The following is a 15,444-nucleotide window of genomic DNA, read 5'->3' as shown; positions in this document are numbered from 1 at the left end:
GCCGTGAGCGTGCCGTGGCAGTCGGCGCGCCACGGGCGGGGGGTGCTCCTGCTGCGCGGTGAGCCGGAGCACGTGGCCCGGTGGGCGGCGCGTGGGCTGGTCGCCACCCGTGTCGTCCCCCTGCCGTCGTGGACGGCCGTCCTCCCGGCGGAGCCGACCTCGCGGGCCATGGCGCCCTACGACGACGCGTTGACCGTCCTGGCCTCCCGGCCCGTCGCGCACCGGCTGCGCGCTGCCCTCGGGCTGTTCGCCATCGACGGCCGTGCCGTGGTGATGGTGCAGGGCCAGGGCTGGCGTGCGGTCCAGCGCTGGGTCGTCTGGCAGCCGGGCCGGGGGGCCGCCCGGGCGCCGGGCCTGCGCGTGGCGCGGCCCGGCGACCTGCTGACGGCAGCGGGGGCGGGCACCCGCGGGGTCTCCTCCACGGTGGGCGCCCTGCTGCGCGACGGCAGCGGCGACGCGCTCGGCATGCTGGGCGACCTGATGACGCTGCTCGGCCTGCCCGGGGGTGGGCTCCTCGTCGACGCCGACCCGAGCGGGGAGGGCGAGCTGGTGGAGCCGGACCACCGTGTCGTCGCCCGCTTCGACGCCCTCATGCTGGAAGAGGCACGCCATCGTGCCGAGACGGGACAGGAGTCCTCATGAACCCCCGAGTCGTCGTGCTCGACTACGGGAGCGGCAACGTCCGCTCCGCCGTCCGCGCCCTCGAGCACGTGGGGGCGGACGTCGAGCTGACCGCCGACCGCGAGGCGGCCCTGTCCGCGGCGGGCCTCTTCGTGCCGGGGGTGGGCAACTTCCACGCCTGCATGGCAGGTCTGCGCCGCGCCGGCGGACCCCTGCTCATCGAGACGCGTCTCGCGGGCGGCCGTCCGGTGCTCGGCATCTGCGTCGGCATGCAGGTGATGTTCGACGGCTCCGACGAGCCGAGTGCCCACCCCGAGCCGGGGCTGTCGGAGTGGCCCGGCACGGTGGCACGGCTCAAGGCCGACGTCGTGCCCCACATGGGCTGGTCCACCGTCCGCCCGCCGACCGGTTCCCGCCTCTTCCAGGGCGTCGAGGACGAGCGCTTCTACTTCGTCCACTCGTATGCCGTGCAGGAGTGGACCATGGCCGAGCCCTCCGGGCACATGGCCGCCGTGGCCCCCCGGGTCACCTGGGCCCACCACGGCGGTGACTTCGTCGCCGCCGTCGAGAACGGCCCGCTGTCGGCGACCCAGTTCCACCCCGAGAAGTCGGGTGAGGCAGGACTCGCCCTGCTCGAGAACTGGGTGCGCACCCTCCGGTGACGCCGGGCGGCTGCCTCCGCCCGCGGCATACCGGACCGCCGCTCCTGACCCCGATCGACCGTCCACCACGACCCGAGGAAACACATGACCGACGCCCCCCGTCTCGAGCTCCTGCCCGCCGTCGACGTGGCCGGAGGTGAGGCCGTGCAGCTGGTGCAGGGCGTGGCCGGCACCGGCGGCCAGTTCGGCGACCCGTGGGAGGCCGCCAAGGCGTGGCAGGACCAGGGGGCCGAGTGGCTCCACCTCGTCGACCTCGACGCCGCGTTCGGCCGGGGCAGCAACCGCGAGCTGCTCGCCGAGATCGTCGGCCGGCTCGACATCAAGGTCGAGATGTCGGGGGGCATCCGTGACGGTGAGTCCCTCGAGGCGGCCCTCGCCACCGGCTGCCGCCGGGTCAACCTCGGCACCGCGGCGCTGGAGGACCCGGAGTGGACCGCCGCCGCCATCGCCGAGCACGGCGACCGGGTGGCTGTCGGCCTCGACGTCCGGGGCACCACGCTCGCGGCCCGCGGCTGGACCAAGGACGGGGGCGACCTGTGGGAGACCCTCGAGCGGCTCGACCGTGAGGGCTGCGCGCGCTACGTCGTCACCGACGTGAACAAGGACGGCATGCTGAAGGGGCCGAACCTCGAGCTGCTGCGCGAGGTGTGCGAGCGCACCGACCGGCCGGTCGTCGCCTCCGGCGGGGTGTCGACGCTCGCCGACATCGAGGCCATCCGCGGGCTGGTGCCGCTCGGCGTGGAGGGGGCGATCGTCGGGTCGGCGCTCTACCGTGGCGCGTTCACGCTGCCCGCGGCCCTGGACGTGGCGGGCCGCCCGTGACCGAGGTGCAGCGGCACAGCACCGGGGGCCCCTGGGAGGACGCCTTCGCGTACTCGCGTGCGGTCCGCTCCGGCGACCGCATCATCGTCTCGGGCTGCACGGCGGTGCGGGACGGCGTCACGCAGCACCTCGGCGACCCGGCCGGTCAGGCCCGCACCGCCTTTCGCACCGCCGTCGAGGCCGTCGAGGCGCTGGGCGGGACGGTCGAGCACGTCGTGCGGACCCGGATGTACATCGTGCACCGCCGGGACGCCGAGGCGGTCGGACACGTGCACGGCGAGCTGTTCGCCGGTGTGCGGCCGGCGGCCTCGATGCTCGTCGTCGCCGGGCTGATCTCGCCCGAGCTGCTCGTCGAGGTCGAGGTCGAGGCCGTCGTGGGCGCGCCCGCGACCGACGCAGGCGGGGAGGCACCGGCGTGACGGGCGGACAGCACGACTCGGCGGGCGTTCCCTGGGGTGGCCGCGAGCTGACGGGCACCGGCTTCGACGACGACACGGGAGCGGCCGACCCGGCCCTCGTCGCCGCTCTCGAGCACCCCGGCGACGAGCCGGCCCTGATGGCTGCCGTGGCTCCGGCACGGCTGCTGGTGCCCATCGTCGCCGAGCCCGTCAGCGTCGAGGAGGTCGGCGGCCTGGTCGCCGAGAAGCAGACCGACATGGCTGCGGTGACCCTCGTGGCACCCGACGGGCAGCGCGCCCTGCCCGTCTTCACGAGCCTGCAGACCCTGCATGCATGGGACCCGCAGGCCCGCCCCGTGCCGGTGACCGCAAGCCGGGCCGCGCAGGCGGCCGTCTCCGAGCGCTGCGACGTCATGGTGCTCGACGTGGCAGGCCCGCGCACCGTGGTGCTGCGCCCGTCGATGGTCTGGGCGCTGGCCCAGCAGCGCGACTGGGTCCCGGCCCACGAGGACCCGGTGGTCGAGCGCGCCGTCGCCGCCGCGGTCCGACCCGAGGAGTCGGTGCGGGCGCACGAGGTCGGGGCCGGACAGCCGGCGGGGCGCGGGGTCCTCGCGGTCACCCTGGAGCTCGAGCCCGGCCTCACGGCCGAGCAGGTGCAGGCCATCGCCACCCGGGTGGGGGAGCGGCTGGCCACCGACGGCGAGCTGCGGGCGCGGGTCGACGGGCTGGCCTTCTCCATCCGCTGACGCGCCCTGCTGAAGCGGGAGCGGAAAAGGTGGTGAGCCGTGTCGGTGGCGGGTGGGATCCTGAGCAGGTGCCGATCCAGCGCTACCGCCGAGTCCTGTCCAGCCCCGCCCTGAGGCAGGCGCTGCTGCTCGGGCTGCTCGTGCGCATGCCGATCTTCGCCGGCAGCGTCGTGCTGACCCTGCACGTGGTGAGCACCCTTCACCGCAGTTACGGCGCAGCCGGCCTGGTGTCGGCCGCGGCCACCATCGCCATCGCCATCAGCGGACCGTGGCGCGGCCGCCTGCTCGACCGCCTCGGCCTGCGCCGGGTGGTGCTGCCCTCGATCGTGGTGGCAGCCGTGTGCTGGTCGATCGCCCCGTTCGTCGGGTACTGGTGGCTGCTGTCGCTGGCGGCGCTCGCCGGGCTCTTCGTCATCCCGTCCTTCTCGATCATCCGCCAGGCGGTCATCGCCTCGGTCCCCGAGGACGACCGTCGCACCGCGATCTCGCTCGACTCGGTGGCCGTGGAGCTGTCGTTCATGGTCGGGCCCGCGCTCGGGGTCTGGGCGGCGACCGTGTGGCCGACGGCGTGGGTGCTGTTCGGCATCGAGATGCTCGGGGTGGCGGCAGGGATCCTGCTGTGGTTCGCCGACCCGGTGATGCGCGAGTCGAGCGCGACCAGCGCGCTCGACGAGAACGGCGCACCCGTTGCCGCTGCCGCCGTGCCCCGCGCCGAGTGGTTCCGGCCGGGCTTCCTGGCGGTCTGCCTCGCGGCGACCGCGACGACCGTCGTGCTGGGAGGGTCCGACATCGCGATCGTCGCCGCCCTCCGGACCTTCGGCGAGCAGGCCTCCATCGGCTGGGTCCTGGCCGTCTGGGGTCTCGGCTCCCTCGTCGGCGGGCTGGTCTACGGCGGGCTGCACCGCTCCATCTCGGCGTTCTGGCTGCTCGGGGGGCTGAGCGTCGTGACCGCTCCCATGGCGCTCGCGGCGGGCGCGCCCTCGCTGGCGGTGCTCTCCTTCGTGGCGGGCCTGCTGTGCGCCCCGACGATCACGGCGACCGTCGACCAGGTCAGCCGGGTCGTGCCGCTGTCCGCCCGAGGCGAGGCCATGGGGTGGCACGGCTCGTTCATGACCGCAGGGATGGCCCTCGGGGCACCCGTCGCCGGCGTCGCGATCGATCGGTGGGGGTGGCAGGCGGGCTTCGCGCTCGTCGCCCTGGTGGGCCTGCTGGCTGCCGGCACCGGCGCAGCGGGAAGCCGGGTGCGGCGTCGCCGGCTCGTGGCGGCGCGCGCCGTGTGACCGGCTCCCGCCGCCGGGCGGGAGCCGGCCACCCGGCATACGGTGGGAGCCCGCCCACCCGGACGTGACTGAGAGCCCGACCAGGAGGACAGCCCCATGCCGGTCTCCGACGCCGTCGTCATCGGCAGCGGCCCCAACGGACTGGTGGCGGCGAACCTGCTGGCCGACCGTGGCTGGGACGTCACCGTGCTCGAGGCGCAGGAGACCCCCGGCGGCGCCGTGCGCTCGGACTCCGACGTGCAGCCCGGCTACGTCCACGACACCTTCAGCTCCTTCTACCCGCTGGCGGCGGCCTCGCCGACCATCCGCTCGCTCGAGCTCGAGCGGCACGGCCTGGAGTGGCTGAACGCGCCGGCCGTCGCGGGGACACCCTTCCTGTCGGGGGAGTGGGCGCTCATGCACCGCACTCCCGACCAGACCGCTGCCGCCCTCGACGCGCTGGCCCCGGGAGACGGGCAGGCCTGGCTCGACCTGTGCGCGGGTTGGGAGAAGGTGGGCGAGGCGGCCGTCCGGGCCCTGCTCGAGCCGTTCCCACCCGTGCGCGCCGGGGCCCGGCTGGCGAGCCGGCTACCCGGCGCCGGTGGCCTGGGCTTCGTGCAGATGATGCTCGCCCCGCTCCAGAGCATGGCGGGCATGCGTTTCACCGGGCGCGGCGCCCAGATGCTGCTCGCCGGCAACGCCGCGCACGCCGACATCCCCATGGACGCCCCCGGCTCCACGATCATGGCCTGGGTCCTGGCGATGATCGGGCAGCACCTCGGCTACCCCGTTCCCCGGGGCGGCGCCGGCCGGCTCAGCGACGCACTGGTCAGGCGGTTCGAGGGCGCCGGTGGTGACCTACGGCTCGGGCACCACGTGCGGCGTGTCGTGGTGCGCGGCGGGCGGGCCGTCGCCGTCGAGACCGACGACGGGCAGGTCTTCTCGGCACGCCGCGCCGTCGTGGCCGACGTCAGCGCGCCGGCGCTGTTCGGCACCCTCGTGGCTGCCGGCGACCTGCCGGCCCGGCTGCTGCGCCGGATGGAGCACTTCGAGTGGGACCCGGGCACGGTCAAGGTGGACTTCGCCCTGAGCGGACCGGTCCCGTGGGCCGCGACGCCGGCGGCTGCGCCAGGCACGGTGCACATCGCCGAGTCGATCGACGAGATCCGCCAGAACGGCGCCCACCTCGCGGCCGGGGCTGTCCCGGCCACTCCCTTCCTGCTCTGCGGGCAGATGGCGGCGGCGGACCCCAGCCGTGCGCCCGAGGGCGCCGAGTCGCTCTGGCTCTACACGCACGTGCCGCACCACACGACCTCGGACGCCGGTGACGGCAGCATCACCGGCCGGTGGGACCGCACCGACGTCGAGCGGATGGCGGACCGGATGCAGGCGCGGATCGAGGCCTACGCGCCGGGCTTCGCCGACCGCATCCTCACCCGCCGCGCCCTCGGGCCGCGCGAGCTCGAGGCGCGCGACGAGAACCTGGTCGGCGGGGCCGTCAACGGCGGCACCGCGAACCTGCACCAGCAGCTGGTGTTCCGCCCGGTGCCGGGCCTCGGTCGCGCCGAGACCCCGGTCGCGGGGCTGTTCCTTGCGTCCGCGTCGGCCCACCCGGGCGGCGGGGTCCACGGCGCCTGCGGCTCCAACGCCGCGCGCGCCGCACTGGCCCACGACCGCCTGAGGTCCGTCCGAGCGCTCATCCCCGTCGGCAGGAAGGACTCCACGCCATGAGCACGACCACCCGCCACCTGAAGTGCCGGCCCGAGGACGTCTTCGACGTTCTCGCCGACGGCTGGAGCTACGCCACGTGGGTGGTGGGGGCCGCCCGCATCCGCGACGTCGACGGCGACTGGCCGGCGGCGGGGTCACGCATCCACCACTCGGTCGGCGCCTGGCCGTTGCTCATCAGCGACTTCACGGCGGTCGAGGAGGTCGACGAGCCGCGCCTGCTGCGACTGCGGGCCAGGGCCTGGCCCACCGGGGAGGCGCGAGTGGTCATCGGCTGCGAGCCCGACGCCGACGGGACGCTCGTGACGATGGAGGAGTGGGTCGTCTCCGGTCCGGCCGACCTGGTCCCGCAGCCGGCGCTCGACCCGCTCCTGCACGCCCGCAACACCGAGGCCCTGCGGCGCCTGGCCTACCTGGCCGAGAGCCGGGCGCGCCGCCACGACGACCGCGGCGGCGACGCCGGGGTCGCCAAGGTGCGCCGGCCGCGCTCGGGCTCCTGACGGTCGCCGCGGTCAGGCCACGGGGCCGGTGAACTTCTCGCCCGGGCCCTGACCCGGCGGGTCTGGCACCAGCGAGGCCTCGCGGAAGGCCAGCTGCAGCGACTTCAGGCCGTCGCGCAGCGGGGCGGCGTGCTGGCTGCCGAGGTCGGGGGCCGCGGCGGTGACCAGGCCGGCCAGGGCGGTGATCAGGCGGCGCGCCTCGTCGAGGTCGAGGTGGTCGGCCGCGTCCTCGCCCTCGGCGAGACCGCACTTGACGGCCGCGGCGCTCATCATGTGGATGGCGGCGGTGGTGATGACCTCGACGGCGGGGACGTCGGCGATGTCCCGGGCATACTGCTGCTGGTCGCCGGCCGCGCCGGCCTGGCCGGGATTGGGATTTTCCGTGCTCACGCTGGTAGCCTTGCAGATCGACCGGCCGTTCCTGCCCGCGGGGTGACCCTGACAGGGACGGTGTGCAAGAGAAGCAGCACCACGCTTCCACCCGCTGTGGCCGAAAGGTTGCCGGGTTCCCCGGGTCCGCAGGGCGTATGCCGCGGAGGCGACTCCACGGCATACCCACCGCCTGCGATCCCCGGGACGGACATGGTGAGGCTTCTCGCGCAACGGCGGCGAGGAGCCTCTTCTCGTTGCTGCGGACGACCCCGTGACGTGAAGGAGCACCACTATCAGCGAGCCTCGCATCAACGACCGCATCCGGGTTCCGGAGGTGCGGTTGGTTGGCCCCAACGGAGAGCAGGTCGGCATCGTGCGCGTCGAGGACGCGCTGCGCCTGGCGGCCGAGGCCGACCTCGACCTCGTCGAGGTGGCCCCGATGGCGAAGCCCCCCGTCGCCAAGCTCATGGACTTCGGCAAGTTCAAGTACGAAGCGGCCATGAAGGCGCGGGAAGCCCGCAAGAACCAGGTCAACACCGTCATCAAGGAGATCAAGCTCCGCCCGAAGATCGACCCGCACGACTACGGCACCAAGAAGGGCCACGTCGAGCGGTTCCTCAAGGGCGGCGACAAGGTCAAGGTGACGATCATGTTCCGCGGTCGCGAGCAGTCGCGTCCGGAGCTGGGTTTCCGCCTGCTGCAGAGGCTGGCGGAGGACGTGATCGAGCTGGGCACGGTGGAGTCGGCTCCGAAGCAGGACGGCCGCAACATGATCATGGTCCTGGCCCCGACCAAGAAGAAGTCCGAGGCCAAGGCCGAGCAGCGGCGCGCACGCTCCGCGGCTGCCGCGGAGGGCGCCGCCGGTGCCCCCGAGGACGGCAACGCCCCGGCGGAGCCGCAGGCTCCCGAGTCGGCGCAGTAGCCGCACGTAGACCCCCACGCAGTACCGAAACGACTGAAGGAGATCGGCTCCCATGCCGAAGATGAAGACGCACTCCGGCGCCAAGAAGCGCTTCCGCCTGACCGGCAAGGGCAAGGTCATGCGCGAGCAGGCCAACGGCCGCCACCTGCTCGAGCACAAGTCCTCGCGCTACACCCGTTCCATCGCGAACGACGTCGAGGTCTCGAAGCCGGACGCCAAGAAGGTCAAGAAGCTTCTCGGCCGCTGAGCCGCCCCCCATCCCTTCCCAGTGTGACGGGGCGGCACAGCAGCCCCGGACAGCTAGACAAGAACAGCAAGGAGAACTCACGTGGCACGCGTGAAGCGGGCGGTCAACGCCCAGAAGAAGCGCCGGGTCGTCCTCGAGCGCGCCAGCGGCTACCGCGGGCAGCGCTCGCGCCTGTACCGCAAGGCCAAGGAGCAGGTCACCCACAGCCTCGGCTACGCCTACCGTGACCGCCGCGCCAAGAAGGGTGACTTCCGGCGGCTCTGGATCCAGCGCATCAACGCCGGCGCCCGCGCCAACGGCATGACCTACAACCGCTTCATCCAGGGCCTCAAGGCCGCTGAGGTCGAGGTCGACCGCCGCATGCTGGCCGAGCTGGCCGTCAACGACGAGGCCGCCTTCGCCGCGCTCGTCGAGATCGCCAAGGCCAACGTGCCGGCGACGGCCGAGGCCAGCGCCTGATCCTGCGCTGACTCTCTGACAGAGCGCCGGGACATGCCCCCGCTGAGCAGCCCGCTGACCAACCCACGGTCGGACCGGGTCAAGGCGGTGCGGGCACTGTCCCGGCGCTCTGTGCGTGCCAGGACCGGCCGGTTCCTGGCCGAGGGCCCGCAGTCCGTTCGCGAGGCGGTGCGCTGGCGGCCCGCTGACGTCGTCGACCTGTACGTGACCGCGGCGGCGGCCGAGCGGCACCCAGACATCCTGGCCCTGGCCCACGAGGCAGGGCTGTTCGTGCACGACGTCACTGAGCCGGTGCTCGCGGCCATGTCCGACACCGAACAGCCGCAGGGCCTGACGGCGGTGTGCCGGGTGGCCCCGGCCTCCCTCGAGGACGTGCTGGGCGCCGGGCCGCGCCTCCTGGTGCTGCTCACCAACGTGCGCGACCCCGGCAACGCGGGAACGGTCATCCGGGGCGCCGACGCCGTGGGCGCCGATGCCGTGCTGGTGAGCGGGAACTCGGTCGACGTGTACAGCCCCAAGGTCGTGCGCTCGACCGCCGGGTCGATCTTCCACCTGCCGGTCGTGACCGGCTTGGAGATCGACGACGCCCTCAGCGCCCTGCACAACCAAGGCGTGCGGCTCCTCGCGGCCGACGGGGCGGGGGATCGCCTGCTGCCCGACGCCGACCTCGACCCGCCGCATGCCTGGGTGATGGGCAACGAGGCGTGGGGTCTCGAGCCGCACGTGCGTGAGCAGTGCGACGAGGTGGTGCGCGTGCCGATCTACGGCAAGGCCGAGTCGCTCAACCTCGCGATGGCGGCCACGGTGTGCCTCTACGCGTCAGCGGGGGCCCTGGGCCCCCGTCGTCGCTAGGGTGGCGGCCATGTTCTTCCGCGACGACGAGCTGCTGGACCCGGCAGCCGCAGCCCGGGCCGTCGAGATGCTGCCCGACGGGCTCGTCGCCGCCGACGGGAACGCCCGGGTCATCTACTGCAACTCGCGCTTCGAGGAGGTCACCGGCCTGGCCGCCGCGGACGTCGTCGGCCACGACGTGCGCGAGGTGCTGACCCTGCAGGAAAGCGACGGCAGCTCGTGGTGGGAGTGCACCAACCCGTGGAACGGCCTGCGCACCCGCACCGGGCACCGCGAGAAGCTGCTCCTCCTCGCCAACGGCCGCGAGGTGCTGGTGACGGCGAGCTACCTCCGGCCAGGCCGCAACGAGCCGGTGAACCGGGTGCTCGTGGCCCTGCGCGACACCGAGCACCGGCGGCGCACCGAGGCCAACCACGCCGCGCTCATCTCGACGGTCGCCCACGAGCTCCGCTCACCCCTGACCTCGGTGAAGGGCTTCTCCTCCACGCTGCTGCGGCGGTGGGAGCGCTTCAGCGACGAGCAGAAGCGCCTCATGATCGAGACCATCGAGGCCGACGCCGACCGGGTCACCCGTCTCATCAGCGAGCTGCTCGACGTCTCGCGCATCGACGCCGGCCGCCTGCAGATCCGCCCGCAGCCGCTCGACGTGACCTCCATCTACGAGCGGCACATCGAGCGTGCCGTGGCGACCGGCCACGACCGCGGCCGGTTCGTGGTCGACGTGCCCGCCGACCTGCCGGAGATCTGGGCCGACCCCGACCGGCTCGACCAGATCCTCGCCAACCTCATCGAGAATGCCCTGCGCCACGGCGAGGGCACCGTCACCCTCGCCGCGACCCCGGCCCACGACGGCGCGGGCGAGGGCGGTGCCCGGCGGCGCCTCGAGGGCTCGGTCGACCTCGTGGTCAGCGACGACGGCAAGGGCATCGACCCGGCCCACCGCGAGCTGGTCTTCTCCCGCTTCTGGCACGGTTCGGGCAGGGGCAGCACCGGCCTCGGGCTCTACGTGGTGAAGGGGCTCGTCGAGGCGCACGGCGGGCGCATCGTGGTGGAGAGCTCTCCCAGCGGCGGCGCCCAGTTCCGCTTCAACCTGCCCGCCGAGCCGCCGGACTACCTGGCCTGAGCCCGTCGGGCGGCCCGGCCCCGCCAAACTCCCTTGCCGTATGCCGTGGGCGCGGGGCACGCTGGAGCCATGACCTCGCGCCGCCAGCGATTTACCGCGCCCTCGGACGCGGCTGCTGCGCTGCGCTGAGGGCACGCCGCCCCGCCCGCCGGACCGGGCGCCCGCCACCTGGTGCGCACACCGCGCCGGTCGGCCACGCGGCATACCGTCACCGCTCCTCGCGCACTGCCTCGCCTCCGAGGGCTCATCGGCCGACCCCTAGACTCGGTGCGCCGCGCCAAGGCAAAGAAAGCATTCTGCGCAGAGTGGATTGAGATGTCTGGACCCAACAAGCAGTACGACCCCGTCGAGGTGGCCGCGCTCGACCCTGCCGCCATCGAGCAGGCCGTGGCCGACGCCGTCGCCGCCATCTCCGCGGCCGCCGACCTCGAGGAGCTGAAGGCAGCACGTCTGGCCCACCAGGGCGAGAAGAGCCCGCTGGCGCTGGCCAACCGCGAGATCGGCGCCCTGCCGCCGAGCGCGAAGGCCGAGGCCGGCAAGCGCGTCGGGCAGGCCCGCGGACAGGTGGCGCAGGCCCTCAAGGTGCGCCAGGAGGAGCTCGAGGCCGAGCGCGACCAGCGCATCCTCGTCGAGGAGACCGTCGACCTCACCGTGCGGGTACCGCGCCGGCGGCTCGGCGCCCGGCACCCCATCAGCCTCGTCTCCGAGCGGGTCGAGGACATCTTCGTCGCCATGGGCTGGGAGATCGCCGAGGGCCCTGAGCTCGAGTCGGAGTGGCTGAACTTCGACGCCCTCAACCTCGGCGCCGACCACCCGGCCCGGCAGATGCAGGACACCTTCTTCATCGACCCGCCCGAGCTCGGCCTGGTGCTGCGCACCCACACCTCGCCGGTGCAGGTGCGCACCATGCTCGACAACGAGCCGCCCATCTACGTGCTGTGCCCGGGCAAGGTGTTCCGCACCGACGAGCTCGACGCCACCCACACGCCGGTCTTCCACCAGTTCGAGGGCCTCGTGGTCGACGAGGGCATCACCATGGCGCACCTCAAGGGCAGCCTCGACGCCTTCGTCTCGCGGCTGTTCGGCGAGGGCACGGTCACGCGGCTGCGCCCGTCGTACTTCCCGTTCACCGAGCCCAGCGCCGAGATCGACTGCCGCTGCTGGATCTGTGGGGGCCAGGACAGCCAGTGCCGCACCTGCGGTGGCACCGGGTGGATCGAGATGGGCGGCTGCGGCATGGTCAACCGCCGCGTGCTGAACGCCAGCGGCATCGACCCCGACCGCTACACCGGCTTCGCCTTCGGGCTGGGCATCGAGCGCTCGCTCATGCTGCGCCACGGGGTGGGCGACATGCGAGACATCGTTGAGGGAGACGTGCGGTTCAGCACGCAGTTCGGGATGGAGATCTGATGCGCGCGCCAGTGTCATGGCTGCGGGAGCTGGCCGACGTGCCGGCAGGGGCCACCGGTGCCGACATCGCCGCGAGCCTGGTCAAGGTGGGCCTGGAGGAGGAGGCGCTGCACGGCGGCGACATCCAGGGCCCGTTGGTCGTCGGGCGGGTCCTCGAGGTGACGCCCGAGAAGCAGAAGAACGGCAAGACCATCAACTGGTGCCAGGTCGACGTCGGCCAGAACGGCCAGATGCTCACCGAGGGCACCCCGCAGGGCATCGTCTGCGGCGCCCACAACTTCAAGCCCGGCGACCACGTCGTGTGCATCCTGCCCGGCGGCGTGCTCCCCGGCCCGTTCGAGATCAGCGCCCGCAAGACATACGGCCACGTCTCCAACGGGATGATCTGTTCCGCGTTGGAGCTCGGCCTCGGCGACGACCACGACGGCATCATCGTGCTCGAGGAGTGGCTGGGCGACAACCCCGAGGTGGTCGCCGGGCTCGAGCCGGGACAGGACGCCATCGAGCTGCTCGGCCTCGCCGACGAGGTCGTCGAGGTCAACGTCACCCCCGACCGCGGCTACTGCTTCTCGATGCGCGGCATCGCGCGCGAGTACGCGCTCGCCACCGGTGGCGGCTTCCGTGACCCCGCCGACGTCGAGGTGCCGGCCCCCAACGACAGCGGGTATGCCGTCAAGCTCGCCGACGGCGCGCCGATCAACGGCAACGCCGGCTGCGACCGCTACATCGCCCGGACCGTGCGCGGGGTCGACGTGAACGCCGCCACGCCGTCGTGGATGCAGAAGCGCCTGACGCAGGTCGGCATGCGCCCGATCAGCCTGGCCGTCGACGTCACCAACTACGTGATGATGCTGCTCGGCCAGCCGCTGCACGCCTTCGACCTCGACACCCTCTCCGGCTCCGTCGGGGTGCGGCGGGCGAGGCCGGGGGAGCGGCTGAAGACCCTCGACGACGTCGACCGCGCGCTCGACGCCGAGGACCTGCTCATCGTCGACGGCAGCGACACCCCGCTGGCCATCGCCGGCGTCATGGGCGGTGAGTCCTCCGAGGTGGGCTCGTCAACGACGAACGTGCTCATCGAGTCGGCGCACTTCGACCCGACGACGGTGGCGCGCTCCTCGCGCCGTCACCGCCTGACGACCGAGGCGTCCAAGCGCTTCGAGCGCGGCGTCGACCCCGAGGTGACCGCGGCCGCGGCCCAGCTCGCGGTCGACCTCCTCGTGTCGCTCGGTGGCGGCACCCCCGACGCCGGCGTCACCGACGTCGACCACCGGGTGGGCCGCGAGCCGTTCGACTTCGACCCCGGGCTGCCGACCCGCTACGTGGGGCTGGAGTACCCCCGCGAGGAGGTGCTCGAGACGCTGCGGGCCATCGGGTGCCGGGTGAGCGGCCCCGGCGGAGTCGCCGAGGTCTCTGACGCGTTCGGGCACGGCGACGTCGTCTCGGTGCTCCCGCCGTCCTGGCGCCCCGACCTGAACGACGGCCCGGACCTGGTCGAGGAGGTCGCCCGGGTGCGCGGCTACGAACAGATCCCGTCGGTGCTGCCCCAGGCCACCGCCGGTCGCGGCCTGACCCACGGCCAGCGCACCCGTCGCGTCATCGCGACGACCCTGGCCCAGCAGGGGCTGGTCGAGGTGCTCAGCTACCCGTTCATCGCCCGCGACCTGTTCGACCGGCTCGGCTACGCCGCCGACGACAGCCGCCGGCGCACGGTCACCGTGGCCAACCCGATGTCGGACGAGGCGCCCCTCATGCGCACCTCGGTGCTCGACAGCCTGCTCGAGACACTGCGCCGCAACGTCGCCCGCGGCAACCGCGACGCCGCCGTCTACGAGCTCGGGCTCGTCACCGTCGGACCCGAGCAGGTCCGCAGCGCGCCCGTGCCGGGCATCGAGTCGAGGCCCGACGAGGCCACGCTCTCGGCGATTCTCGGCGCCGTGCCCGCCCAGCCGCGACACGTGGCCTTCGCCGCGGCCGGCGACGCCGAGCCGGCCGGCCCGTGGGGCGCTGCCCGTCCGTTCGACGCCAGCGACGCGGTCGCGTGGGCGCTGGCCGTGGCCAAGGCGGTGGGGGTCGAGCTCGTGGTCTCGGGCACCGACCGGGCGCCCTGGCACCCCGGGCGGTGCGCCCAGCTCGCCCTCGCCGACGGCACCGTCGTCGGCCACGCCGGCGAGCTGCACCCCAAGGTCGTCGCGGCGCTCGACCTCCCGGCCCGCGCCGTGGCCGGGGAGCTCGACGTCGACGTCCTGGTGGCCGCCACCGGCGAGCCCCTTCAGGCCACGGCCCTGTCGACGTTCCCCCTCGCGCACTCCGACGTCGCCCTCGTCGTCGACGAGGCGGTGCCGGCCGCGGCCGTCGAGGCGGCGCTGCGCGAAGGTGCCGGTCCGTCGCTGGAGTCGCTGGTGCTCTTCGACATCTACCGTGGCGACCAGGTCGGCGAGGGCCGGAAGTCGCTGGCGTTCCGCCTGACCTTCCGCTCCGCCGAGCGCACCCTGACCACCGACGAGGTGAGCGCCCTGCGCGACCGGGCCGTCGCAGCGGCCGCCCGCTCCACGGGAGCCGTCCAGCGGTGAGCGCCCCCGTCGCGGTGGTGACCGGTGCCTCGCGGGGGATCGGCCACCACGTCGCCGAGGGCCTCGAGCAGGCCGGGTATGCCGTGGAGCGCGGCTCGCGCGAGGTCGCCGAGGTGACCGACCGCGAGTCGGTCGAGCGGTGGCTCGGTGAGGTCGCCGCCCGGCACGGGCGCATCGACCTGCTGGTCAACAACGCGGGCGTCATCGACACCGAGGTGCCGATCGAGGAGTCCGACCCCGACGAGTGGTGGCGCACCATCGAGGTCAACGTGCTCGGACCCTACCTCGTCACCCGGTTCGTCATGCCGCACATGGTCCGGGGCGGAGGTGGCCGGGTCGTCAACCTCAACAGCGGGGCCGGCACCCGGGCCGGCGAGGTCGCCTCGGCCTACAACGTGAGCAAGACCGCGCTGGCCCGGATCACCGGGTCCACCCACCTCTCCGGCGCGGCGCACGGCATACGGGCCTTCGACCTCGCGCCGGGGGTGGTCCGCACGGACATGACCCTGTCGATGCCCTCCCACGAGGGACGCACGGAGTGGACGTCGCCGCAGGAGGTCGTCGACCTCGTGCTGGCGCTGGCCTCGGGGGACCTCGACGCGTGGTCGGGTCGGATGGTCCGCGCCGGTGCCGACACCCCCGAGTCGCTGCGCGCGCGTGCGGCAGCCGGGCTCACGGACACCGACCGCACCATCACCCTGGTGCCATGGGGGAGTGACGACCCCCTGGCGTGACCCCACGGTCTGCATA

17 protein-coding genes are annotated in these 15,444 nt (G+C 73.6%); 16 read left to right on the top strand and 1 reads right to left on the bottom strand.

Translation table 11 applies throughout. From position 1 onward, the window contains the following. The first annotated feature begins 3 nt into the window (after positions 1 to 3). The 8 genes from P0Y31_RS17540 (at position 4) to P0Y31_RS17505 (ending at position 6,736) form a co-directional block, all read left to right on the top strand. Complete coding sequence (locus P0Y31_RS17540) at positions 4 to 642, top strand: hypothetical protein (RefSeq protein WP_275871761.1); 639 nt, start codon at positions 4 to 6, stop codon at positions 640 to 642. After that, on the top strand, positions 639 to 1,283 hold the full coding sequence (gene hisH / locus P0Y31_RS17535; RefSeq protein ID WP_275871759.1) for an imidazole glycerol phosphate synthase subunit HisH: 645 nt from the start codon (positions 639 to 641) through the stop codon (positions 1,281 to 1,283). Before P0Y31_RS17540 ends, hisH begins: the two co-directional genes overlap by 4 nt. A gap of 84 nt (positions 1,284 to 1,367) precedes the next feature. Further along, on the top strand, positions 1,368 to 2,105 hold the full coding sequence (gene priA / locus P0Y31_RS17530; RefSeq protein ID WP_275871757.1) for a bifunctional 1-(5-phosphoribosyl)-5-((5-phosphoribosylamino)methylideneamino)imidazole-4-carboxamide isomerase/phosphoribosylanthranilate isomerase PriA: 738 nt from the start codon (positions 1,368 to 1,370) through the stop codon (positions 2,103 to 2,105). Further along, the gene (locus P0Y31_RS17525) at positions 2,102 to 2,524 is read left to right on the top strand and encodes a Rid family hydrolase (protein ID WP_275871755.1); all 423 of its coding nucleotides are present in this window, start codon (positions 2,102 to 2,104) and stop codon (positions 2,522 to 2,524) included. Before priA ends, P0Y31_RS17525 begins: the two co-directional genes overlap by 4 nt. Next, positions 2,521 to 3,249, top strand: a complete 729-nt coding sequence (locus P0Y31_RS17520; protein ID WP_275871753.1) for an SseB family protein — start codon at positions 2,521 to 2,523, stop codon at positions 3,247 to 3,249. The genes P0Y31_RS17525 and P0Y31_RS17520 overlap by 4 nt, the downstream gene beginning before the upstream one ends. Positions 3,250 to 3,281: 32 nt before the next feature. Continuing rightward, entirely contained in the window at positions 3,282 to 4,529 is a 1,248-nt protein-coding gene (locus P0Y31_RS17515) for an MFS transporter (RefSeq protein WP_275871750.1), read from the top strand. A gap of 96 nt (positions 4,530 to 4,625) precedes the next feature. Next, the gene (locus P0Y31_RS17510; RefSeq protein WP_275871748.1) at positions 4,626 to 6,239 is read left to right on the top strand and encodes an NAD(P)/FAD-dependent oxidoreductase; all 1,614 of its coding nucleotides are present in this window, start codon (positions 4,626 to 4,628) and stop codon (positions 6,237 to 6,239) included. After that, a complete protein-coding gene (locus P0Y31_RS17505; RefSeq protein ID WP_275871746.1) occupies positions 6,236 to 6,736 on the top strand; it encodes an SRPBCC family protein in 501 nt (166 codons plus the stop codon). Before P0Y31_RS17510 ends, P0Y31_RS17505 begins: the two co-directional genes overlap by 4 nt. Before the next feature lie 12 nt (positions 6,737 to 6,748). On the opposite strand, the gene P0Y31_RS17500 is transcribed toward P0Y31_RS17505, so the two are convergent. Beyond that, positions 6,749 to 7,126, bottom strand: coding sequence for a DUF1844 domain-containing protein (locus tag P0Y31_RS17500; protein WP_275871744.1), 378 nt, complete (start codon positions 7,124 to 7,126; stop codon positions 6,749 to 6,751). A gap of 274 nt (positions 7,127 to 7,400) precedes the next feature. Between P0Y31_RS17500 and infC the strand changes: the two genes are divergently transcribed. The 8 genes from infC (at position 7,401) to P0Y31_RS17460 (ending at position 15,428) form a co-directional block, all read left to right on the top strand. Then, the gene (gene infC / locus P0Y31_RS17495) at positions 7,401 to 8,030 is read left to right on the top strand and encodes a translation initiation factor IF-3 (protein ID WP_275871946.1); all 630 of its coding nucleotides are present in this window, start codon (positions 7,401 to 7,403) and stop codon (positions 8,028 to 8,030) included. A 52-nt stretch (positions 8,031 to 8,082) separates the two neighbouring features. Then, a complete protein-coding gene (rpmI, locus tag P0Y31_RS17490) occupies positions 8,083 to 8,277 on the top strand; it encodes a 50S ribosomal protein L35 (protein ID WP_275808318.1) in 195 nt (64 codons plus the stop codon). Positions 8,278 to 8,358: 81 nt separating this feature from the next. After that, complete coding sequence (gene rplT, locus P0Y31_RS17485; protein ID WP_275808316.1) at positions 8,359 to 8,736, top strand: 50S ribosomal protein L20; 378 nt, start codon at positions 8,359 to 8,361, stop codon at positions 8,734 to 8,736. Between the two features lie 33 nt (positions 8,737 to 8,769). Continuing rightward, entirely contained in the window at positions 8,770 to 9,588 is an 819-nt protein-coding gene (locus tag P0Y31_RS17480) for an RNA methyltransferase (protein ID WP_275871742.1), read from the top strand. Positions 9,589 to 9,598: 10 nt separating this feature from the next. Then, complete coding sequence (locus tag P0Y31_RS17475; RefSeq protein ID WP_275871740.1) at positions 9,599 to 10,711, top strand: ATP-binding protein; 1,113 nt, start codon at positions 9,599 to 9,601, stop codon at positions 10,709 to 10,711. A 315-nt stretch (positions 10,712 to 11,026) separates the two neighbouring features. Then, entirely contained in the window at positions 11,027 to 12,121 is a 1,095-nt protein-coding gene (pheS, locus tag P0Y31_RS17470) for a phenylalanine--tRNA ligase subunit alpha (protein ID WP_275871738.1), read from the top strand. After that, positions 12,121 to 14,694: a phenylalanine--tRNA ligase subunit beta gene (gene pheT / locus P0Y31_RS17465; RefSeq protein WP_275871736.1), complete on the top strand. Its 2,574-nt coding sequence runs from the start codon at positions 12,121 to 12,123 to the stop codon at positions 14,692 to 14,694. The genes pheS and pheT overlap by 1 nt, the downstream gene beginning before the upstream one ends. Further along, positions 14,691 to 15,428 (top strand): SDR family oxidoreductase, encoded by a 738-nt coding sequence (locus tag P0Y31_RS17460; protein WP_275871734.1) that lies wholly within the window; start codon positions 14,691 to 14,693, stop codon positions 15,426 to 15,428. Before pheT ends, P0Y31_RS17460 begins: the two co-directional genes overlap by 4 nt. The last annotated feature ends 16 nt before the right edge of the window (positions 15,429 to 15,444 follow it).

This window comes from Knoellia sp. 3-2P3, from assembly GCF_029223115.1.
In the GTDB taxonomy this organism is placed as follows: Bacteria; Actinomycetota; Actinomycetes; order Actinomycetales; family Dermatophilaceae; genus Pedococcus_A.
Note: the sequence above shows the minus strand (reverse complement) of the source record. Positions and strands in the feature narration are given on the sequence as shown.

Bases quoted from the DNA above. Each gene is read 5' to 3' on its own strand.
- hisH (WP_275871759.1), top strand. From the start codon at position 639: ATGAACCCCCGAGTCGTCGTGCTCGACTACGGGAGCGGCAACGTCCGC.
- priA (WP_275871757.1), top strand. From the start codon at position 1,368: ATGACCGACGCCCCCCGTCTCGAGCTCCTGCCCGCCGTCGACGTGGCC.
- P0Y31_RS17510 (WP_275871748.1), top strand. From the start codon at position 4,626: ATGCCGGTCTCCGACGCCGTCGTCATCGGCAGCGGCCCCAACGGACTG.
- P0Y31_RS17505 (WP_275871746.1), top strand. From the start codon at position 6,236: ATGAGCACGACCACCCGCCACCTGAAGTGCCGGCCCGAGGACGTCTTC.
- rpmI (WP_275808318.1), top strand. From the start codon at position 8,083: ATGCCGAAGATGAAGACGCACTCCGGCGCCAAGAAGCGCTTCCGCCTG.
- P0Y31_RS17480 (WP_275871742.1), top strand. From the start codon at position 8,770: ATGCCCCCGCTGAGCAGCCCGCTGACCAACCCACGGTCGGACCGGGTC.
- P0Y31_RS17475 (WP_275871740.1), top strand. From the start codon at position 9,599: ATGTTCTTCCGCGACGACGAGCTGCTGGACCCGGCAGCCGCAGCCCGG.
- pheS (WP_275871738.1), top strand. From the start codon at position 11,027: ATGTCTGGACCCAACAAGCAGTACGACCCCGTCGAGGTGGCCGCGCTC.
- pheT (WP_275871736.1), top strand. From the start codon at position 12,121: ATGCGCGCGCCAGTGTCATGGCTGCGGGAGCTGGCCGACGTGCCGGCA.